18 protein-coding genes are annotated in these 22858 nt (G+C 48.0%); 4 read left to right on the top strand and 14 right to left on the bottom strand.

Features of this window, described 5'->3' with window-relative positions; translation table 11 throughout:
- Positions 1-25: 25 nt before the first annotated feature.
- The 12 genes from JXQ28_09290 to JXQ28_09235 form a co-directional block, all read right to left on the bottom strand.
- A complete protein-coding gene (locus tag JXQ28_09290) occupies positions 26-1747 on the bottom strand; it encodes a proline--tRNA ligase (GenBank protein MBN2277927.1) in 1722 nt (573 codons plus the stop codon).
- A gap of 131 nt (positions 1748-1878) precedes the next feature.
- Positions 1879-2451, bottom strand: coding sequence for a serine acetyltransferase (locus tag JXQ28_09285; GenBank protein MBN2277926.1), 573 nt, complete (start codon positions 2449-2451; stop codon positions 1879-1881).
- 45 nt (positions 2452-2496) lie between these two features.
- Positions 2497-4950: an AsmA family protein gene (locus JXQ28_09280; GenBank protein MBN2277925.1), complete on the bottom strand. Its 2454-nt coding sequence runs from the start codon at positions 4948-4950 to the stop codon at positions 2497-2499.
- Positions 4951-5025: 75 nt separating this feature from the next.
- Positions 5026-5706: a metal-dependent hydrolase gene (locus JXQ28_09275; protein ID MBN2277924.1), complete on the bottom strand. Its 681-nt coding sequence runs from the start codon at positions 5704-5706 to the stop codon at positions 5026-5028.
- 64 nt (positions 5707-5770) lie between these two features.
- The gene (gene mnmA / locus JXQ28_09270; protein ID MBN2277923.1) at positions 5771-6871 is read right to left on the bottom strand and encodes a tRNA 2-thiouridine(34) synthase MnmA; all 1101 of its coding nucleotides are present in this window, start codon (positions 6869-6871) and stop codon (positions 5771-5773) included.
- A 60-nt stretch (positions 6872-6931) separates the two neighbouring features.
- The gene (nifS, locus tag JXQ28_09265; GenBank protein MBN2277922.1) at positions 6932-8098 is read right to left on the bottom strand and encodes a cysteine desulfurase NifS; all 1167 of its coding nucleotides are present in this window, start codon (positions 8096-8098) and stop codon (positions 6932-6934) included.
- Between the two features lie 99 nt (positions 8099-8197).
- Positions 8198-10108 carry a BamA/TamA family outer membrane protein gene (locus JXQ28_09260; protein MBN2277921.1) on the bottom strand — a complete coding sequence of 637 codons (1911 nt, stop codon included), beginning with the start codon at positions 10106-10108 and terminating at the stop codon, positions 8198-8200.
- 1 nt (position 10109) lies between these two features.
- On the bottom strand, positions 10110-13634 hold the full coding sequence (locus JXQ28_09255; GenBank protein MBN2277920.1) for a translocation/assembly module TamB domain-containing protein: 3525 nt from the start codon (positions 13632-13634) through the stop codon (positions 10110-10112).
- Positions 13618-14328: a hypothetical protein gene (locus tag JXQ28_09250; protein ID MBN2277919.1), complete on the bottom strand. Its 711-nt coding sequence runs from the start codon at positions 14326-14328 to the stop codon at positions 13618-13620. The genes JXQ28_09255 and JXQ28_09250 overlap by 17 nt, the downstream gene beginning before the upstream one ends.
- 147 nt (positions 14329-14475) lie before the next feature.
- Positions 14476-15177 carry a zf-HC2 domain-containing protein gene (locus tag JXQ28_09245; GenBank protein MBN2277918.1) on the bottom strand — a complete coding sequence of 234 codons (702 nt, stop codon included), beginning with the start codon at positions 15175-15177 and terminating at the stop codon, positions 14476-14478.
- Positions 15134-15739 carry a sigma-70 family RNA polymerase sigma factor gene (locus JXQ28_09240; GenBank protein ID MBN2277917.1) on the bottom strand — a complete coding sequence of 202 codons (606 nt, stop codon included), beginning with the start codon at positions 15737-15739 and terminating at the stop codon, positions 15134-15136. The genes JXQ28_09245 and JXQ28_09240 overlap by 44 nt, the downstream gene beginning before the upstream one ends.
- A gap of 99 nt (positions 15740-15838) precedes the next feature.
- Complete coding sequence (locus JXQ28_09235) at positions 15839-17059, bottom strand: DUF401 family protein (GenBank protein MBN2277916.1); 1221 nt, start codon at positions 17057-17059, stop codon at positions 15839-15841.
- A gap of 92 nt (positions 17060-17151) precedes the next feature.
- On the opposite strand from JXQ28_09235, the gene JXQ28_09230 reads away from it, so the two are divergent.
- The 4 genes from JXQ28_09230 (at position 17152) to JXQ28_09215 (ending at position 20889) form a co-directional block, all read left to right on the top strand.
- Positions 17152-17997, top strand: coding sequence for an aminotransferase class IV family protein (locus tag JXQ28_09230; protein ID MBN2277915.1), 846 nt, complete (start codon positions 17152-17154; stop codon positions 17995-17997).
- Positions 17998-18247: 250 nt separating this feature from the next.
- Entirely contained in the window at positions 18248-19060 is an 813-nt protein-coding gene (locus tag JXQ28_09225) for a hypothetical protein (GenBank protein ID MBN2277914.1), read from the top strand.
- A gap of 12 nt (positions 19061-19072) precedes the next feature.
- Entirely contained in the window at positions 19073-19606 is a 534-nt protein-coding gene (locus JXQ28_09220) for a hypothetical protein (protein ID MBN2277913.1), read from the top strand.
- On the top strand, positions 19603-20889 hold the full coding sequence (locus tag JXQ28_09215) for an outer membrane protein transport protein (GenBank protein MBN2277912.1): 1287 nt from the start codon (positions 19603-19605) through the stop codon (positions 20887-20889). The genes JXQ28_09220 and JXQ28_09215 overlap by 4 nt, the downstream gene beginning before the upstream one ends.
- A 55-nt stretch (positions 20890-20944) precedes the next feature.
- Here JXQ28_09215 and JXQ28_09210 read toward each other — a convergent pair whose 3' ends face one another.
- Complete coding sequence (locus JXQ28_09210) at positions 20945-21673, bottom strand: creatininase family protein (protein MBN2277911.1); 729 nt, start codon at positions 21671-21673, stop codon at positions 20945-20947.
- Between the two features lie 8 nt (positions 21674-21681).
- Complete coding sequence (locus tag JXQ28_09205) at positions 21682-22425, bottom strand: DUF2064 domain-containing protein (GenBank protein ID MBN2277910.1); 744 nt, start codon at positions 22423-22425, stop codon at positions 21682-21684.
- Positions 22426-22858: the final 433 nt, after the last annotated feature.

Here is a 22858-nt window from a genome sequence, read left to right as displayed (position 1 = left end):
GTTTTTAAAACAATCCTTTTTATTCTCAATTCAGCCGTTCCAGAAGAGCTTTAACCTCCTCCAAAACATGGTCCATATCCACCAGTAAAACCTCGTCGCCGCCCCGCCCTTTGAGCTCGACCTTCCCCTGTTTCAACGACTTGTCACCGATTATAACGCGGACAGGAATTCCGATCAGGTCGGCGTCGTTGAATTTGACCCCGGCCCGTTCCGGTCGGTCATCCAGCAGGCAGTCAATACCATCATTAACGAGTCGGCCGTAAATTTGTTCCGCGGCCCGTCGGTGGTCGTCTTTTTCATAATTTAGCGGGATAATTTCGACCGTATAAGGGGCAATATTTTGGGGCCAGACAATGCCTTTTTCATCATGGTACCGCTCGATAGCGGCCTGCGGCGTCCGGGTGATTCCGATTCCGTAAGAGCCCATAATAAAAGGCTTTTCAACGCCGGCGGCATCAAGAAATTTGGCCCCCAGGGATTCCGAATATTTGGTGCCCAGCATAAAAGTATTACCGACCTCTATTCCCTTGCGGGCTACCAGGCGGCCGTCGCAAACCGGGCAACCTTCCCCTTCGACGGCGTTAATTATATCAGCTACCGAGGAAGCCTTGAAATCGCGATCCGGATTAACATTGATAAGGTGTTTCTCATTTTTATTGGCGCCGACAATGATATTTTTCAGCAGGGTAACTTCGGGATCGACCACGATCGGGATTTCGGTGGCCATTCCGACCGGCCCGGCGAAACCGACCGGACAACCGGTAACCTCTTCAACCACGGCCGCCGGAGCGCTGTCAATCTCGATCGCTTTCAGGTGATTTTTAAGTTTGACCAGGTTTAATTCCCGGTCCCCGCGAATCATGGCCGCCACCGGTTTGCCATCGGCAATATAAATCAGGGTTTTGACCAACTGACTGGCTTTAACCTTCAAAAAAGCGGTAACCTGCTCGATAGTCGAGGCCCCCGGAGTATTCACCTCGGCCCGCGTCTTCATCGCGGTATCCGCAGCCGGAGGATTAATTTCCCTGAAAGTCGCTTTTTCGACATTGGCGGCATAGTCGCATTTATCGCAGAACAGGATTGTTTCCTCGCCGCCGCTGGTATCGACAATCAGCATAAATTCATGAGCCGCCTTGCCGCCCATAGCCCCGGTGTCCGACTCCACCTTGCGAGTATCCAGACCGGCCCGCTTGAAAATGGCAAAATAAGCATCGACCATCTTTTGATAGGAAACATCAAAGGATTTCTCATCCGCATCGAAAGTATAAGCGTCCTTCATGATAAATTCGCGGCCCCGCATCAGTCCGAAACGCGGGCGGATTTCATCGCGAAACTTGACCTGGATCTGATACAGGTTTATGGGCAACTGCTTATAACTTTTAAGTTCACCCCTGAGAAGGAAGGTAACGATTTCCTCATGAGTGCCGCCGAGCACCATCTCATGTAGGTGTCGGTCTTTCAGACGCATCTGTTCTTTGCCAACGGTATTATACCGGCCGGATTCCTGCCATATTTCGGCCGGATGCAAAACCGGCATAGTAATCTCGATAGCTCCGGCGCGGTTCATTTCCTCCCGGACAATATTCGCGAATTTTTCGATAACCCGTTGCATCAATGGAAGATAAATATACACCCCGGCGGCCAGTTTGCGGATAAAACCGCCCCGCAGGAGTAGTTGATGGGAGATCAGCTCGGCCTCGGCCGGAATTTCTCGTAGAGTCGGTATATATGTTTGCGTCCAGCGCATTTTAACCTCTTAAAAAATCCCAAGGAAAAAAAGTTAATCGAAAAAGATACCGGTTTATATCTTTTTGTCAATCAAAAAGATTGGGTGATGAAATGGGTTTTCGAGAGAGAGTGTTTAACGTTATTTTTTTGTCAAACGCTGTTGCGAATCGGGACCTCGGTCGGTTTCGGTTTGATACTCACCGATTCGCCGTCCAACCGGGTGATATGCCCGGGAGTGCCCACCACCGTGCAGTTATCGGGAATATCAACCATGTATAAAAAAGTATTGGCCCCGATTCGAACATCATTGCCGACCGTCAGCGGCCCCAGTAAAGTCGCCCCGGTCCCGATCAGAACATTGTTGCCGATAGTGGGATGACGTTTGCCGGTATGGTGACCGGTTCCACCCAGAGTAACGTTGTGGAATAAAACGCAATTGTCCCCGATTTGAGCCGTCTCGCCGATCACAATCCCGGCCCCGTGGTCGATAAAGAATCCCCGGCCGATCTGCGCCCCGGGATGAATCTCCACCCCGGTCAAAAACCTTGAAATCTGGGATAAAAGACGCGGGAAAAAAGGAATCCGCCAGCGGTACAACGGATGAATCAGGCGATGCATGAAAATCGCCTGGAATCCGGGGTAAAGAAGGAATTCGATATTCTTTGCCGCCGGGTCATTGCGGTAGATGCTATTTATGTCCGCGATAATCGTTTTAATAATCATAATGATTATTATTACGTATCGGCTTGATCCATCAATTGGTTAAATCTATTTCTTTTTCTTCTGCAACAGGTTTTGAAGAGCATCCACCGCTTTATCTTTAAGTTGGTCGGTGGCCTTCTCCTCGGCCGGTTTGAGATCCACCGAGAGGCTGGGTTTGCTGTAGGTACCGCCTAGCTTGAAAGGCACCTTGACCCGGCCCGTTTGGCTGTCGGTCATGAAACCGGCCAAACTTCCGACCAGGCCCGATTTGGAACTGAGTTCGGTGGTCATTTTTTCCGAAAGTAAGACATCGCCGCTGTAATTCAATGTCCCGTCGAAACCAATCGACCCGGTCACATCCCAGTCGCCGAAAGAGCTTTTAAAATTCAGCTTGTCGAATTCCACCCGGCCATTATTGACGGCGAATTTACTGGCCAGATCGCGGATTTTTTCCTCATCGACCGACTTGAAATTGAAATTCTGGGCCAGGGTGTTGATAAGATCGAAATTAACCAGTTTAGCTTCATTAAAAAGAGCATTTCCGTTCATAGACAGCGTCTTGATTATATCTTCGGGTTCCAGTCCGGCCGCCGCAAATGATCCACTCATATTCAATTTACCATAAAGATGACCGCCGAATTTAGTAAACCGGCTTAAAAAGTCATTGGCTTCAATCTGTTTGGCATCAAAGGTCCCAACGTATTTCGGATTTTCGAAATCGTTCAAATCGATTTCCGACTCTCCGGTCACCTGGCCGGTATAAACATTACCGACAACATCGGTTAATTTGATCTTGCGATCGGCAATCGTTATATCCGACGTGATATTCGTAAAATCCACCCCGGAATATACCATCGTGCCGACCCTTCCCGTCCCGCGGCCATCGATGTCCGGCAAAATAATCGGCGGCAGAGAATCGATTGGTAAATCGGCCAGATTGCTCCCCTGACCGGGTGCCACCTCGGGGAACAGCTTATCGACATTGAAGCGTTTGGATGTCAATTCAAAGGATAAAAATGGTTTCTTCGATTTCTCGGCATAACCCGGGAGAAAATACGGCAGGGCGTCGGCCAGTTTGCCCTTGAGAGTAAAATCGGTTGAGGGAAACGTCACATCGAAATTGTCGATCATAATATCCCGATTGTCGATTCGAGTCTCGAGATTGAATGATTGAATCGGTTCCGGGAGAGTGGTCGCGGTATATGAAGCTTCCCTGATATTCAGTTTTCCTGTTAATTGAATATCTGCCGGAGTTTTGATCGGACCCTTGAATTTGAAATCAAAATCCATTTTCCCGGCCAGTTTCGGTTCCCCGATTTTGGGCAAAAATGCCTCCAACCCGGCCAGGTCGATATTCCCTTTGGCCCGACCGTCGGCCTTCGGATGCTCGAAATCATTCACCCTGATATTGGCCTGAATGGTATTGTTGAGAAAGTTGGCTTGATTGATATTCAGGTCGGCACGGTTTTTGGTAAGGTTTAACGCGGCTTCTTTAAGCATCACCTCGCCGGGAAGAGCCGCCATTCCGACACTGAGACCCGACAGATCGACACTTACACCATATTGCAGAGTATCCGGGATCGTGGTGTTATAATCAATGCTTGCCTTCAAAGACAGCGGGCCGCTGATAGTGTATCCCTCAAGCATTGGTTTGTAAGCTTCGGGAACCAGGGTCAATAGGCGGTTGAAGTCGGTCTCTTCCATAGCTATCGAAATATGGGCCAGATTGAGTTCCGAGAATTTGGGTATCTCAGCGGCGGTTTTTAATACTATTCCGTTTACCTCAAGATTCGATTCATTCAGCACGATTTTATCGCCCGGCTGATCGAAGACGACGGCGTAGGGGGCACTTAATTTAATCGTTGGCAAAACCAGTGAATCGGTGGCGATATCAAGAGCGCCGATATTAATCCTGCCGGTCGCCTCAAATACCATCGGTTTCGGTGTCATCACTTTCGATTCCAAAGCAATCCCGCCGGCCGAGATAGCCATCTTTGATGAATCATCGATATAATTGCAAACGCCGTCTTTGATTTCAAGGTTATCGAATGAAATCGCCGAAACAGCCAGTTTCGATTCTTCCGGCACTTTTTCTTTTACTGCCTCAGGAGCCAGCGAATCGATAACCCCGAACTTGTAATTAATTCGTCCGTTCCGCAGTTTCTCCATATCGATATTCGGGCTGACCAGAATCAGGCGGTCCACCAGGACCTGTTTTTTCAGCAACGGCCAGAACTGCAGTTTGATATCGAGAGCTTCGGCTTCCAGAAAATAATCCTTTTTAAAACCCTCGGGATTGGCAATTCTTATCCCTTTCAAATACGCCCCGATACCGCCCCAGATTGACACGGAAATTCCATCAATCGTAACCTTTCGGTCGAGCGAGGTGGAAATTTTATCAATTGCCATCTGCTTGACTTTCTCCTTGGGGAAGAAAATCATGATTCCCGCAACGCCGACTATTACGACTGAAAGGCCTATAATTAAGGCCCACATAATTAACTTCTTGAGCTTTTTCATTTAAACTATCACTCTAAGTAGTTCGACCCCCGAAGAGACCGGGGTCGATGGTTAAATTTGAATATTCTTCGGCTATCAGGCTTCGACCGATTCGCCCGGTTTGATTATTTCCACTTTAGTCGATGACCCTTTAAGTTTTTCCGCGAATTCTTTGGGTTCGGTGGCAATGACTTCCCATGTCTTATAATGAATCGGGACCACTTTTTTCGGATGCAAAAATTCCACCGCCTTGGCGGCATCATCGATTCCCATAGTGAAATTATCGCCGATCGGCAGGAAAGCCAGATCGATTTTATTCATGTCTCCGATTAATTTCATGTCGTAAAAAAGCCCCGTATCGCCCGGGTGATACATGGTTTTTCCACCCATGGTAACCAGGAAACCGCAGGGACTACCGGTGTATTCGAGACCGTCGCCGGCCGCGGAACCATGATGAGCGATGGTCAATTTGACCCGGCCGAAAGGAAAATCGTAAGCGCCCCCGATATGCATATTGTGGGTTTTGGCGCCCTGCTTGGAGACATATACGGCCAGTTCGTTGGGGGCAATGATGGTGGCATCATTGGCCTTGGCGATCGGCACGGCATCACCGAGATGATCGCCGTGACCATGGGTAACCAGGACATAATCGACTTTGATCTGCTCTGGTTTCATTTTGGCCTGGGGATTACCCGTCAGAAAAGGATCGATTATGATATTGTGCTTACCGTCAGTGGCCATAACACAACTATGACCCAGAAAAGTGGCTTTTAACATGGTATTCTCTCCCTGAATAATTCACATTTATGAGTTAAACTAATAAGAACGCGGGCAAGTTCAACTATTTTTTTGAACTTTGTATCAGGCCCCCGCCCAACACAATATCGGCATCATAAAATACGGCTGATTGACCCGGGGTAATGGCCCTCTGAGCTTCATCAAATACAACCCGGGCCGAGTATGGGCCGACCGGGGTAACCCCCGCCGGGGCAGCCCGATGCTGATAGCGAATTTTCACCGATGCTTTGAAAGGTTCGAAGGGTTCCGATAAAGCCACCCAGTTGATATCGCTGATATCCATATTACTGCTGTAGAGTTCTTCATTACCGCCGACCACCACCGTTTCAGTTTCGGGATCCAGCCGGTTGACATAAAGCGGAGTCGGATGGGCCAGGCCCATACCTTTACGCTGACCGATGGTGTAAAAGGCGATTCCTTTGTGCTCCCCGATCACTTCCCCGCCGGATTTGACTATTTTCCCCGGTTTAAATTCTCTTCCCCGTTGTTTTTCCCATTCGGTCAAAAAGCGATGATAGTCATCATCGGCAACAAAACAGATTTCGCGTGATTCCGGACGTTCGGCATTTTTCAATTTCAGTTCCCGAGCCAGATTCCGCACTTCATTTTTCCGATATCGTCCCAGCGGCAGAATGGTTGCCGCCAGGGCATCCTGAGAAAGACCCCAGAGAGCGTAGGACTGATCGCGGCCGGGATCCACCCCCTGCCTGATAACATGACGCCTGAATTTCGGGCTGTATTCGATGGTGGCATAATGACCGGTAGCGATATAATCACAACCGATCTGACGAGCCTTGTTAAGCAGTTCGGTCCATTTCAAATGAGTATTGCAGAGAATACAGGGATTGGGTGTCCGTCCGGCTCGGTACTCTGAGATAAAATTTTCGATCACCAATTCACGGAATCGAATCGTAAAATCGAGGACATAAAAAGGAATGTTGTATCTATTGCATATCGAATGCAGGTCATTAATTGCCTCCAGTGAACAGCACCGGCCGTCGCGGTAGTTATCCCCGCCGACTTCTTCATAATCCCATAATTTCATATGGGCCGCGGCCACTTCGTAACCCTGCCTTTGAAGCAGTACCATGGTTGTTGTGGAATCGACCCCTCCGGATACAGCTACCAGAACCTTTTTGGCCATAACTTTATAAAAAAGGGTCGGTAACCCGACCCCCTCCACAATTCCTGCGATTATTTCTCATCAGCCCTTGTCGTAAAGCGGCGACATCTGGCGCAATCGCTCGATAATTTCCGGCAGAACCGAAATGGTATAATCGATGTCATCCCGGGTGGTAAAACGCCCGAGTGAAAACCGGATCGATCCCTGGGCCAGTTCCACCGGGACCCCCATGGCCATCAGAACATGCGAGGGATCAAGCGATCCGGAAGTGCAGGCCGAACCCGACGAGACCGCAATACCTTTCATATCGAGCGACAGGATAATTGATTCACCCTCGATATATTTGAAGGAGAGATTGACGGTCGAAGGAATCCGCCGTTCATCGCCGGGACCATTCAGGAAGACTTCCGATATTTTCTCCGTGATACCATCGATCAACCGCCCGGACAAATCCTTCCAGCGGCCATATTCCTCCTTGCGACATTCTTCGGCCAGTTCCAGCGCCCTGGCAAAACCGACAATGGCCGGGATATCCTCGGTTCCCGGCCGGCGTTTCTTTTCATGATGGCCGCCGTGAATGAGCGGCGTCAATCGTGTCCCGCGCCGGATATAAATAATACCGCTGCCTTTCGGTCCGTAAATTTTATGTCCCGACATCGACAGTAAATCGACCTTAAGTTCCCGGACATTGACCCTGATCTTACCCGCCGCCTGAACCGCGTCGGTATGAAACAGCGCCCCTCTCTCATGAGATAATTCGGCCAGCGCGGCGATGTCCTGAATCGTGCCAACCTCGTTATTGGCATGCATGATCGATACCAGGGAGGTGCTATCGGTCAATTTCTCTTTAAGCGAATCCGGAGATACAATCCCGAGACGATCGGTCCCCAGATAATCGGTCTGAAAACCTTCCTTTTCCAGAAATTTAACGGATTCCAGAACGGCATGGTGCTCGATGGCCGAAGTGATAATATGATTTTTCTTCTTGCGATTATTGTAGGCCGCTCCTTTAACCGCAATATTATCAGACTCAGTTCCGCCCGAGGTGAAATAAATTTCCGATGGTTCGGCGCCGATTAAGGCGGCCACTTTTTCACGAGATTCTTCGAGAGCCGTTTTGGCAACCCGCCCGAATTGATGGACCGAACTGGCATTGCCGTAATTATCTTTGAGATACGGTAACATGGTTTCCAGAACCCGGGCATCAAGAGCAGTGGTGCTGTTGTTATCGAGATATACCTGCTTCAAAACAACTCCTTAAGATTAGAAAACCAATTCAACGAAAAAGTGAATAAATATAGTCAACTTTCTCACATTGTCAAGACACTGAATAATACGAAGGGATAATCAGAAAGCGTAAAGAATCGTAAAATGATAACGGTACCCCGGTTCGATGCCTTTAACCCGCACCCGGCGGGCATAGTCGAGCCGAATCGGACCGGCGGGTGAGATGAATTGGATTCCGGCGCCATACGAAACCGCCAGGTTATTCCACTTGATATCATTGCGGTACCGATAGCCATTACCGGCATCGCAGAACAGTGATCCCCATAGTTTTCCGATGATGGGGAAACGAAACTCCTGGTTCATGATAATTATAATATCGGCTCCGACCGGATTACCCAGATCGGATTCGGGGCTCAGTTCACCCTCGGAAAAACCGCGCACTGTGTTGGCCCCGCCGATATAAAAACGGTCGTCAGTCGGGACCGGTTTTCCGTCTCTTGTTTCCTGGACAAAACCGCCCTTGAAACGGGTGGCTGAAATCCATCCCGGCCAGATTTTCTGATAACGCGACCAGCTTCCTTCCAGAAGATAAAAGGAATCGTCCCCGCCCATAAATCCACCGACATAATCGTACCGTAATGATGTCACCGATCCGCGCGATGGAATAAAGATGCTGTTTCGGGTATCACGGACAAAATTGATGTACAACTTGCGCCTGACCGAGATGCCCTCTTCCTGCCGGAGTTGCTCCTCGGCTTCGCCGCTCAAACCATAGATATTGATGTTTTCGAACTGCAGGCCCGTTACGGTTTTAAGACGATCATTAACGTACCAGGTGGTAGTTATAGAGATAAACCAGGTTTGTTTACGATATGGTTGAAGTAACGATCTGACTCCCGGTTCAAACTGGGCGGTCAGGGTAAGAGGCATGCGAATTCCCAGAAACCAGGGCTCCGTGATTCGTATCCGGTAACTGTGTTCCATGAGTCGCCATTCACTGAAAATCACAAACGAAGTCTGGGCAGTCAGTTCCAGCAGCCGTGAACGGAGGAAATTCCGTTTACCCCAGGAACCCGATAGAGACCAGATCAAGTCCTTGATAGAATCCTGGGCGGCACCGGTTTTTATGGATACATAGTGGGGTTCGCGTTCTTTGAGACTCAGGATAAATTCGGGATTCAACCGTTTCATCATACTGACCGTATCGGGATCCATACTGCTCAATCTCAATGTCAGGTAATAGCCGGTATTAAGCAGTCTCTTTTGAGATTCAATAATATCATCGCGTCGATAAACATCACCCGTCTTAAAGGCCAGTTCGCGTTGAACCAGGGATGGCCTAAAATTACTCGCCCCGGTTATCAGAACGTTTCCGAAATGCACCAGCGAATCGGATTCAATATGAAAAGTGATATCTCCGAAATTATGACTCAATGAAGTATCAATGTTAAACTCAGCGATGGCATAAGGAAAACCCTTGTTGGCCAGGACGGATTTGATATCATAGGCGGCCTGACGCAGGTTAAAAGGATTGACCGGCTTTTCGGGATTCCCGATTTTAAAATCCTTCATGATTTTGGTAAAATCGGATTGAAACATGCCACGGTTGTAGTGACCGGTGAAATTGGTCGTCCCATAGAAGAATTGTCGTCCTTCATCGATTCTTATTTTGACCATGGCGTTGGAATCAGGCGGCAGGGGAACAAAGTTTTCCTTGATCCTGATACCGAGGAATCCCTCGGATAGATATAGGTATTTGACCTCCGAAGTGTCGCGCATGATGGTCTCACGCTGGATACGGCGGGCACGGTCCGCCTTGATAGCTCTGATAATATTGGTTCTTTTGGAAAACAACACGCTCTTAATTTTCCCATCGCTGAAATAATGATTTCCTTCAATTTTAATCGAATCGATAACCGGCTTCTTGCGTTGCCAGCGAAACTGGTTCATATCCTCAAGGGTCTGCGCCCGACCTGGTACAAACCAGATTACCAGAATCACGAGAACCAATATACCGAATGGCCTGTTCAACTTAATAGTTCCAGTTAAAGTTTAAGATTAAGCGATACAGGTTATTTTCCTCAATCCGCCCTTCCATCATCAGAAATTTCTGCAACCGATACTCAAAACCGAATTCCCGCCCGGTTTCCAGAGAAAGAGATGATTTGCCGTAGATATACAGATTCGGCAAGGTATAAACCCCCAGGGTCAGTTGAGTTCCCAGGGGATCGAATTTATCGCCGTAAACCGGATCGATCTCAAATGTCTCCACGCCCAGAGTTCTTGAACCGATCCGGCCCACCTGCGATCCGACATATTCCGCCAGTCCCGCTGTCAGCCGATCGCCGATTCTCTGTTCCGTATTGGTTCCGGTCTGATAATCATTTAGAAAAATAATAGAAAGGAGTTCTTCCGTAGAGTATTGCGAACCCTCGGCTGTGGCGATTATCGGCTCTTCAAGGGTGCCGGTAACATGAACCATTAGATCAATATTGGTGGTCTCCAGTTTCTCATCGCCGGCCGCCGATGGTGCCGTTGCCCTGATCCTGGTCGATGCATAAATATCCAGGGTGGGATTGGGATATTCGATATCTTCGTAATTGATGGTCGCCCCGGGTTCGATTCGGAAAGTTCGATCGGCCCAGTAGCCTTTACCCCGAAGAATTTCCATCTGCCCGATATAACGATATTTCCCCTGCTCCCTGATGAAATTGAGATTGCCCGAGAATTCGGCATCAATATCATCATTCTTGATCCATAAATTTGAAATGGCTTCGACATTAAGATTAAGATCCCAGCTGTTTTCACTCTGGAGGGCCGAAAGGACACTCCAACCCTCATTCTCAGCGGCGAAATTCTCGCGATAAGTAAGTGCGATGATTTCGACATCGCCCTCAACCGTCGGCGGGGTCTCTCCCCTCACCGCCAGATCGGCATTGACCGATCCGGTAATGTCTCCCAGTTCATATTTTATCGGGAATTCTTTGGCCGTAATCATCACGTCATAGTCGAACCTGTCGATGGAATTAATCTGGATTATGCCGTTACCGCCAACATGACCCATGCTTCCGGAACCGTTTTCGCACATGGCCGAGAGCGAATCCAGATAAACCGTATGATTAATCATTTTCATATCGGCCCGGAGATTCTCAAGCGGTTGAACCAGGTCATACAGCTTTAACCGACCCTTGCGGATCGAAGCCTCGCCATCGATTTTAGGTTTCAGAGGGGTTCCTGTCAACTTGAACTGGGCCTTAAACTCGCCGGTCAAGTCCTCGACCTCGTTTAGAAGCAGGCTGACCAGATCGAAACGATTATCATAAATCAATATATCGATATTCTGATCATAGTCGGGGAAACGGTCATCAATACGGGCAAATGCCAGGTCCAGAGGATAATATCCGACGGCATGATAATATCCTTCCCGGCTTTTAAGAGTGACCGAATCGAATGCAACCCGTTGTTCTCCATAATCGAAATCGGCAAAAAGATTTCCCAGATTTAAACCCTGGTAACCCAGGGAATCAATCCCGCCCCGGTATTTTATCAGAGGTTTATCGAAATTCCCGCCTAGCCGGGCCTGACCGTAAATCCTGCCGGTGATATTGTACTGATCATTAAACAGGGCCACCCAGGGACCGATCTCGACACCGGCGGCCTTAATCTGAAAATTCATCGACTGATCATAATTGATTCTCCCCCGCCCATCGATATATCCTTCCTCACGATCCAGCCGTCCCTGCCTGATATCGTATCCCAGACTGTCGATCTCGATCACCATGGTATCGGCATTATGGGAATCCAGCCCGAGGATATCGACCCGGACATCATCAAGGGCCAAACATTGAGGGTAATTATAATAATCCAACTTTCCCCCGACCCGGATATCGGCGTACCTGTTGTAAGCATGGGAACTGTCGATAAAAACGTACTGAGAATCGAGGGTCATCAGCAGAGCGATAGTATCGTACGGAATATTATAGGCCGAACCATCCAGAAGGGTCATATTGACATAACCTTCCCGATCGTACAGAAATCTTCTGACATTGACATCGAATTGAGAATGCGATGAATAAAAATCATATAGCCAGAGGGAATCGGATTGGAAAATACCCTGTAAATCAGGGTTCCTGAGAAGGCCGCCAAGACGAAAATCGGCTTCCCCCCGTCCGCCCATCCTGGCGATGAAAATCTGCCCGTTGAATACCGACAGGTTTTTGAAGGCGGCATGACCGGCGATTTCGAGTAATCCGTGATAATCCATCCGGCCGCCGAAGGTAATCGTATTATCGTAATATTTGAAGACGAATGAATCATAAAATCGGAGGCTGTCGGTCGTAATGGTCATCTCCCCTATCGAATGGTGCATATGATATCGATCGAACCAGGATTCATCCAGATTGACAATAGCATCGATCAGGAGATTTTCCTTTTTCAGGCCGGAACCGGTCAAATTTATTATGCCGCTTAAATCGGAATAAAAGGTATTATTCGCCAGGTTGTCGAGATTAAAATTTTTGATCATACCGATATATTTGTACTGCTCCGGCTTCTGCCGGAGATCCAGTTGCCCGTGTCCTTCCAGGTAGCAACCTTCAAAAATATGGCCGATCAGGGTATCAAGCATGAGCAGGCGGTCATGGTACTCAAATGACATGGATAACGAATCGAATTTGCGATCCATAAAATCACCGCTTAATTCGATCCTGCCTTCAAGTTTACCGGCGCCATATGAAAAAGCGCCTCCGGCGGCGATATGACCGTTCAGATGAACATTGACAAACGAGGCAATTTCCGCGATATTCAAATGTCGGGCCTCGAATTCGCAATTGTTCTGTATGGTGTCTTCCAGAATTAAAAGCCCGTTCAGGGTGATATCGGTGGAATCGGTACTGACGGACAGGTCCTGGTACATCAAATGGTTTCCGGTAAGCGTGATCCGGCCGCTGGCCGACAGATATCCAAGCCGATCATCGGTGGATTTGAACCTGAGACTGTCTATCTGAGCCGTATAGGTTTTTTCGCGACCCCGAAACCGGGCGCCAAAAGCAACATCGCTGAAAATCAGAGTGTCATCCGGCTGAAACAGGCGCAGACTTAAATTACGCAAATTAAATCGATCGATTTCGAAATCAAGGATGGCCTCCTTTCTTTTTGATTCCGACAGCGGTTTCGGAACCAGCCATTTTCGCTCCGTTGATTGCTTGATAGTCAGGATGGCCGAATCAATTTCAATCGATTCGAAATACAAAAGTCCTCTCCAGAATCGGGAAAGAGAATATCTAATCTCAATGATCGGGACGGCCGCCATGGTATAAATAGTGGTACCGTCATCATAAATTACAAAAACATCTTCCAATTTCAGCCGGGAGTAATAATCTCCGGTTATTTCACCGATATGGACGCGGATAGGCAGATTGGCGCCGATCTGCTTTCTCAACTCGCGATTGGCCATATATTCCACCAAACCGAAATGAAAAATGGCCAGGTAAGTCGTCAGGAAAAAAATGAAGGCCGAGACTATCGGGGCCAGAAGCAGTCTATATCTGAGTTTCATACTTCTCCTGGATTCGCCGGATAACCCGATTCGCCAGTTCATGGGCGGTTTCTCCAGCCAGAGGTCTGATATCCCGGTTGATGATTCTTATCAATGGCATTTCAGCGCCGACATTGAGACTGCCAAGAATATGGGAAACAAGTTGACGTTCCCGTCGATCGACAATCAGGGCCGCCACTTCGGCCAGTTCGCGTTCAATATGAGTCATTCCGGGTCGGCAGAGGACTTTACCATATCCTTCGATGACCATCCAGCGGAAAATCTCGGGCGATACCTCAAGAAACCGTTTTCTTAAAACTTCGTAATTTTTCCCATAAACCCGTCGGCAGAGATTAATCCCCCGCTCAAACCATTCCCCGGATTCCTCCGGGGTCACCGCTTCCAGAGAACAATGCCCGGTCATATTACCTATGACCCGGTTGAAAGCCAGAGCCGCCTCGATCATTCTGGGAAATCCGAGAAAAAGATAACTCTGCAAAATGGCTTCATAAAGAGCTTCGCGATCCATACCGCGTTCATACAGACAGCCAATGGCCGACTCCGTCAAATGTTCATCGCCAACCGCAATGATTGCAGAAAACAGCGAGAGATATCGAACCCGCCGATCATCATCACCGATCGAGAGGTTGTCAATATACCTGCAAAAATCCGACCCCGTCATCATGACTTCTATTATAATTTCTTTGATGGCCAAATGCCAATATCAAACTATCTTGATTTTGAATCAATCTCCGGGTCATATCTGTTCCGGATACCCATAAAAAAACCGGGATACTGGGCGGTGCCAATATCCCGGTAACAGACATTATCGGAACTTTATCGATAGAATTATCAAAACCTCCTAACGGCTACTGCTTGCATTCTCGACTGCCGGTACCAGATTATAGGCCCGGTTCATGGTCATGCCATCCAATGGAAGTCTGATGAAAAATCCCTGATTCATCGGAAAATTCTGACTGGTTGCAAACTGGATATTATCGCGTTTGAAATCAGTCTGACTGGCCAGACTGTTCATCAGCGCCCTGATGCGGCTGGCCCGAGCCACCTGTTTTTTGAAAGCCCATTCCGAATTGACATGCTGATTTAAAACATGGTTCGATTCCGGCTGAACATATTTGTAGCGATCATCCAGACCGTCACCATCATCAGTATTATCGGCGATAATCACACCCTGATCGGGCGGGGTGTTCAAGCCCCCCAATCCGCCATAAAAAACCAGTGCGATAACCATGGTTATCGAAGCCACCGCCGGAATCAATTTAGCCCAGCCAAACAGAGGGATCCGTTTGGGTATATAGGCTTTGGTCCGCGTCTCCTGGAACCGTTCCCGGGCAATTCGATTTAACAGCTTGCTGTTAAAATCCGAGGAAACGGAATATCGAGGAAGACCGGCCGTCGCACCGGAAATTTCATTAATCAGGGCTTCCTCACGCCGGCATTCCGGACATCCATCCAGATGTTCCCGAACAGCCCTAAGCCGGCGGCCTGTCAACTCCTGTTTACAGTAGGCTGACAGGTAGGAGCGTACCCTTTGACAACGCATTATATTCCTCCATTCTCGGTCGTAATTTATCTCGAAGCATGGCTCTGGCCCGGTTAACACGAGATTTAACCGTCCCCAGAGGTATATTCATAATCTTGGCTACCTCCTCGTACGGAAGTTCCTGGATATCTCTTAAGACAAAGGCCATTTTATATTTCTCCGGCAGGGCGGTCAGGGCCGATTCTATTGCCTTGGGCATATTGGTGGGGAGTTCCATCTCCACTGCTATTTCAGCCTCTTTTCCCTGCATGTCGAAAATATCAAAGAATTTAAACCGTTTTCTCTTGCGAAGTTCATTTCTGGCCAGATTCAGGGCAATTGTATAAATCCAGGTTGAAAAACAGTGCCTGAAATCGAAGGAATCACGGTGCTGATAAACCCGAACAAATGTTTCCTGGACGATATCCTCGGCCTCCTCATGGCTATGAAGCATCCGCATTATGATATTCATCAGGCGGTCTTTATAGCGTTCCGCAATCTGGTTAAAAGCAACCATGTCGCCGCCCTGAACCTTTTTCATCAGGGCGTAATCAATATCTTTTTCAGTCTCTTTTGCTTTCACAAGCCACCCATCTTTATTAATGTTACAATCGTCGCGATTTTGAGTTCCATAAATATCATTTTTTAGTTGGCTCAGGCAACTATTCAACAATATAAGTAATCAAAAAATATGCCAGGGATACCCGATCAGGTATAAAAAAACAGCGGTCAGGAAAAGTAGCAGAAGGGGCGGGGTCAATAACCGATAGACCTTGCCCAGATGAGATTTAAAATGTTCATTGGTTAAAATCAGGCAAAAATGGGTCGGCGAGAAAATCATACCCACATAGCCGGAAACAAAAGCCAGAAAAATATTGGCCAGATTAATATCCGGCTGGTATAGAAATGCGGCCAGAAGCGGGTAGGCTAAGCCTATGAGAGCAAACAGAATACCTGTTAGTAATCCAGACAGGAACGACACCAGGATAATCATAATCTGCGGAGACAATCCCAGTTCGGCGGTCAATTTCGGAATTGATCCCACCGCTCCGGTGACCTCCAGCGCGGCCTTAAATGAGAGTACCCCGTAAACCAGGACCAGCAATCGCGGCGAAAAGGCCTCTTTGGCCACCGGGAGAAGTCTGGCCGGAGTTGGCCGCTCGATTAATAACAGCAATATCAGGGCTATCAATACGCAGAAAACCAGTTTTATTTCAAAAATGGCATGGATTAAGATGGCCAGAATAATTGGCCAGATATTTACCAATATACTAAATAGCGGCTTTATCAATTTCCCCCCGGGGCCGTTACTGGGGTCTATTTTACGGATGAAAAAGACTATTCCGATCAGGATCATAATCAGAGTCATGGGCATCTGCAAGAGCGAGACAGTCCCCACCGGGAGAGAGGTAATGGTCGCCGAGAGAATCAATCCGGGGTAAACCGGCCAGCAGAACTCAATCACATGGCGGGACCAGTAATTGACGACCGTTTTAAACTCCGGGGAATATTTCTTATCTTTTAGAACTCGACCGATCAGCGGGGCCGATAAAAGCGCCCCGCCCGGCATCGGCATCAAACCGATCATGGCCGGCAATACGGCCGAAGCGGTTCGGGCGCCGCCGATAATCTCCTCGCTGGCTTTAACCAGACGATCCAGATACCCGATTTCTCTCAGGAACCGGCCAAGAAAAGTGATCAGAATAATTATGGCATAAAGAGCCAGAAAATCAGTCGAAATCAGCAGATGAGTATAGGCCCGGAGAATTTCATCAAAGGCCGCCCCATATAATATCGCGGTCAGAATTCCGGCCCCGAAAAGAAGATAGCCGACAAAGATTTTCCGCCGCAATCCGACCACAATCACCGTGAAAATCACAACCAGTTTCAGAAATTCAATCATATTGCCGCCAATATATTGGCCGGGCCGATGGTGTCAATACACAGGCAAATATTATTGATTGTCCGACTCATTGAAACAATATATATTACTCCGTGATGAAAATTAACTGCTCTATAAACGGTCAATCGATCCCAAAAAAAAGAGCCCGTATATCCATTTTTGACAATTCCCTGTTTTACGCCGATGGGCTTTTCGAGACTTTTGCGGCCATCGGCGATAATGTCATCTTTATCGAAGATCATCTTGACCGGCTGGAAAGAGGCGCCAGGCTGATTCGCCTGGCTCTCCCCTGCTCCCGGGATAGGATTCGCCGCTGGATAATGGCCGCCAATAAGAAAAACACTGCCCCGATCAAGAAAATCCGGGTGACATTGACAGCCGGTGATTCGGCTTTCTGGGCCGGGAAAAAGTCCAAACCGCGAATACTGATTATTGTCACCGAATACAGTTTTCCGATTCAGCCATTTCGCCTTACCGTCTCGCCCTATCAGGTTGATCAGGATTCGCCCTTCCGCAATGTTAAAACCCTTTCCTTTATCATCGAAATGACCTCGCGCAAGAAGGCCTATAGCTCTCGATTCGATGACGGTATCCTTCTCAACCGATCGGGAAACGTGGCCGAGACAACTTCGGCCAATATCTTTTGGGTTAAAAACGGAATACTGTTCACCACTCCGCTGGAAGCCGGGTGCCTGGACGGAATGACACGCAAACACATTATTGAAATGGCCGAACACCGGAATATCCCCTGCCGCATTCGTAATATAAAACTAAATGATCTCCTTAAAGCCGATGAGGTCTTCGTAACATCATCTCTTAAATTAATTATTCCCGTTATTTCGATTAAAGCCGAAAAGACATATAAATTCAGAGTCGGACCCCTCACTCTTGAGTTGAAAAAAATGTTCCTCGATTATATTGAAGCCCGCAACCGGTAATCAAATCAAAGGTTTATCTGAATAGTAAAAGTGCATGACCCGGTCATCCGGCCCAATAATTGTGCGCCGGATCCTGAGTATCAATCACAAGTCCCCGGTAATCAATGTGTTGAGCCCCATCCGCGGCAGGTATGAAAATTGCTATAAATTCGGTAGTGATTGAACTGCTTAATTTTATGTTGACCCGAACGGGTTTGACCGCTATTATCGCCGGTAAAGTAACAAGGCAGGTTTAATCATGGAGGATTTGATGACCAGAGCCATAAGCATGTTTATCATAATTGCCGCCTTTCTGGGAATGGGCGGAACCCGGGTCAATGCCCAGCAGACTTATTTTAGGACCGATGAAGCGGCTCGCTCTCTTTATGAGATGCCGCCGCGATATCTGATCAATGCGGCGACGGCGGGAACGCTTCCGAGGGGATGCTTTCATATCGTCATGCGGGTTTATAACGGCGGCGGAATGCTGGGAGAAACCGCCATCGGGCTTTCAAACCGGCTGATGGTGGGAATGTCATATGGAGCTGAAAAAATTATATCGGATTACTCGGCCGACAGTAATCCTGGAATCGAGTTTAATATCCGACTCCGGATTATTGATGAGAATTATCTGCTGCCTGCGGTTGCGGTTGGGTATAATTCGCAGGGTTACGGGGCCTATCTGGAAGACCGGGAACGTTATACCTATAAGTCAAAAGGTTTTTTCGCCGTTATCAGTCGTAATTTTATGACTTCCTATTTGACCGCCGGGGGGCATGTTGGCGTGAACTATTCACTTGAAAATGATGTTGATAATGATAAGGAACCGACGGTGTTTTTCGGGCTGGATACGCGGTTTAATAATAATATCGCCATGGCTTTCGAATATGATATGGCCCTAAACGATGACCGTGCCTCTCAGAATTACGCCCGTGGCCGGGGATATTTGAATGTCGGTATAAAATGGATGTATTCCGACAACCTGGAGCTGGAGTTGTTGTTCAATGATCTGCTTCAGAATCGAAAACAGGATGCGACTACTTTTGGACGGGAATTACGTTTTACTTACATAGAGTTCTTTTAAAAGGAAACCGAGGTGAATGATAACATGCTTAAATATGCCTTACTACTTATATCCGTTGTCGTTATAATGTTTTTATCTTCCGGATGCTACACAGTTCTGAGGCCGACCGAAGAGATTCCCAGCGGCCAGGAGCAATACGGCGAAGATGAAGGCTATAACGAATATTACGGTTACAGCCATTATTATTATCCCGGCTACTGGAGTCTTTACCCACGCTGGGGGCATTATTATGCCACGCCCTGGTGGTGGGAATATGAATATTATAATGATGGTAACGAGTATGATGCCGACGGCTCGCCGCGTTCTTCCCACGGGCAAAAAGCCAATCGTATTGATGCCGGGTGGCAACCGAATAGCGGCAGTGGAACAACGAGCATTACCCGGGGTTCATCATCTTCATCGTCATCATCATCGGGCAGTGCTTCCAGCAGTGCCAAAGAAAAAACCACCAAGAGCGACAGCGGTGAAACCGAAACCAAAACCAAAGATGAAAAACAGGATGACGGGAAATCCCAAAGCACGACCGGGGGGTGGCGGAAGAAATGAAAAAAATCGTTTTATTAATTGCGGCATTTATGGCTGTTTTCCCGGAACTGGCCGGGGCAGGAATATTTAATTATCCAAGGGAAGTCATCGCGGAAAACTTGTACGGCTACGGCGCCCGCCAGATGGCTATGGGCGGGGTCGGAATCATGTCGATGGATGGGATGGCATTGTACTATAATCCGGCTAACCTGGCCCGTATTCCCAGAATCGAACTCAATCTGGGCCTGTCATATCAGAAATTTACCGATGAGGGTATAACCAGTGCCTTTGGGTTATCATCGGCACCCGTATTTTCCGCCAAAGATGATAAAACCAATACCCGTTTGAATTCCGCCGTCCTGACCGTACCCTACCCGACTTATCGCGGCTCTCTGGTTTTCGGTTTCGGGGTGGCCCGTGTTGCCGATTTCGACCGGCTGACCACCTTTGACTACCAGGAAGATTACGAAATGGCTCTTGAGGTTTTGGAATCGGGCGGCCTTTATGAATGGTCGGCGGGATTGGGAATTGATCTCTCACCGCGGATTTCTTTCGGCGGTTCCTTATCCTTCTATCATGGCCGCCATGAATCGAATTCGGAATACGAGGTGTATTCCTCGGGCACCGTTTTAAGGCAGGAGCAGGAAATAATCGAGGATAAATATCTCGGACTGGGCGCCAGGGTCGGTCTGGCCATGCAGTTATCGCGATATGTGGGCCTGGGAATAACGGTGGAATCACCGGTCAGTTTCAATGTTGAAAACAACGGTTCATACAGTGTCAATTACGCTGACCCCGGTTATTACGAAACAGTCGAATACGATATCAAACGACCGTTCACGTTTGCCACCGGGCTGATCACCCGACTAAATAATACCAGCCTGTTTCTCGATCTCAAATATATCGACTGGACCCAATTATCGTACGGCGACAATTCAGCCATGGAGCAGGATAACGACCTTTTCAACCGCTTCTACCGGGAGACCCTGAGCTTCCGGCTGGGTGGTGAATATACTTTCCCTGAAATGGGCCTGTCACTTCGAGCGGGTTATTTTAATGTTCCCCTGCCATACGAGAATGATGCAACCTATGATCCCGGGCGGCGCGACGGATTCACCTTTGGACTCGGTTTCCTGGTCGATCAGGTACTCATGATCGATGTAGCGTATGTTTCGGCCGGTTATACGAGTGATATTATTTTGACGCCGCAGGGAGATATTGGTGATTATTTCGACAATGATATCGCTTTTTCCGAGGATGCCTCGTTAAGGCGAATCTATATCACCGGAGCTTACCGATTCTGATATTTTGGATAAATTATTTCAGAGTAGCGAAGGCGGCCTGAGATGACCGCCTTTTTTATATCTTTTCCCAGCGGGAAAGTATCATCTTAACGAATTCCTCGACCTGCCGAAAAACCAGTTGCTGATATTTTTGGGCCCGATCGGGATCGAAATCGGGTAAACCTTCGCCTTTGGTGTATAGCAATATAGAACCTGGAACGGGATAGATATCGGCGCCGGATCGGTAAAAATAGGGCATATTGTCATCGTACAGCGTCTTGTCGGCCAGCGCTTCATCGATAGCCTGAACCATGGCCGTTTCGTTGTTGGCGGCATGGCCCCCGTCTTCTCCGTAGATTTCCTTCACGGCCTCCTCGCACAGTTCCCACCAGTGGATGACGGCCGTCTTGACGCGGTAATTATAAAAGAAATCGTGAGCGGCTTTTTTAAGCGAGGCATTGTTGCCGCCGTGACCGTTCATGATGATGACCTTCCGAAAGCCGACATCGTAAAGTGATTTTAAAATATCAGCCACGAAGTTTTCGAAATTCTCGGTTCTTACCGTCATGGAACCGGGATAACCATAGAGCGATTTGGTGATCCCGTAATTAAGCGTGGGAACAATCAGGGCGTTTATTTTTTCAGCCAGATAGGCGGCTATCGATTCGGGAATGTAATTATCGGTTCCCAGGGCCGCGGCTCCGTGGGCCTCCACCGTCCCGATCGGCAAAATTACGGTGTCGATTTTATCCGGCACCAGATCACGGATATTTTTCCAGGTCAGTTTTTGATATTCTCTCTCCATGGATCACCCTATCGGTTAAGAATTCTCTGAAGCACCAGTTCGGTTTCCTTGGCCGACTCCTCGTCACCCTCGAGGCGGTACTGATTGATATCGCGAACCAGGTACTCGACATCCTCGGGATGCTCGACGGCGTACCACAACTCCAGTTCTGACCATGACAATCCTTTTTCGCGGAAATAGCTGGCGACCTCGGAATAGATATTGGGCGATTTCCAATCGAATGAAGACATCGGCACATGGCACTTGTTGGTCATTCCCAGCAGATAATAACGTCCTTCCACGGTCGGTCCGAAAACAGCATCGGATTTTTTAAGCAGCTTCAGGGCCGTCTTGAGCATCGATGGTTTTAAAGTCGGGGTGCGGCTTCCAATGAACAGGACATGATTATAGCCGTTGTCAAGGCAACGACAGAAGACTGATTCCATTTTCACGCCCCAGCGTTCGGCAGGAAGAGATGTGACTGCCAAATCCTCTTTCAGCAGGCGCGCTTTCTTGCCTTTGAGTCGTTTACCCAGATATTTCAGGATCGTGGCCACCGCCTTTTTGGTGTTTGGCAGATCAGCGTAAAACAAGTGAAAATCAAGGTTGGTCAGGCCCAGGGCGTTGACTATGGTATCGGCCAGAAAAGCCTGATGAAGGAAATCAAGATCGGTTGGACTTATCGAATTGCCGATATTTAATTCCGAACCATCTTCCTTGACTTCCTGCACGCAGATGGCAAGAACCGCATCATTCTTATTATTTTTTGGCATCACTATTTGGCTGCATTTTTATAAATTTCTTTTCGGCCAATATAAGTTGAGGCGGCTGTCCCGTCAATAGATGCAACGCTATTTTTTTCTCTCTTCCGTGCGCCTTTAAATATCAGCCAATTATAACGATTTAATTAATATTATTAATCATTCCGGAATAGATTAGGGTGTGGAAGTAACATAAAATATAATGAATCGTGCGGCGAACCATCCTTCCGTCAGGGCAAAAAACTTGACAAATATAGTCGGGTCATGTAGCTTATTAAACTATTTACAGGAGGATAAAATACCAGGGCTATGAAAAATCGGATTCGACCGGAAAATACGAATAGGTTCTTAACCGCTTTCTTGTTGATGATACTGGCCTTTTCGTTTGCGGGTCAGGCATGGTCCACTGGATTGCAAACTTTCGAAATGTCCGAGGAGGTCGACC

This window comes from Candidatus Zixiibacteriota bacterium, assembly GCA_016933955.1.
Taxonomy (GTDB): domain Bacteria; phylum Zixibacteria; class MSB-5A5; order GN15; family PGXB01; genus JAFGTT01.
This window is presented reverse-complemented; position numbering and strand designations above follow the sequence as displayed.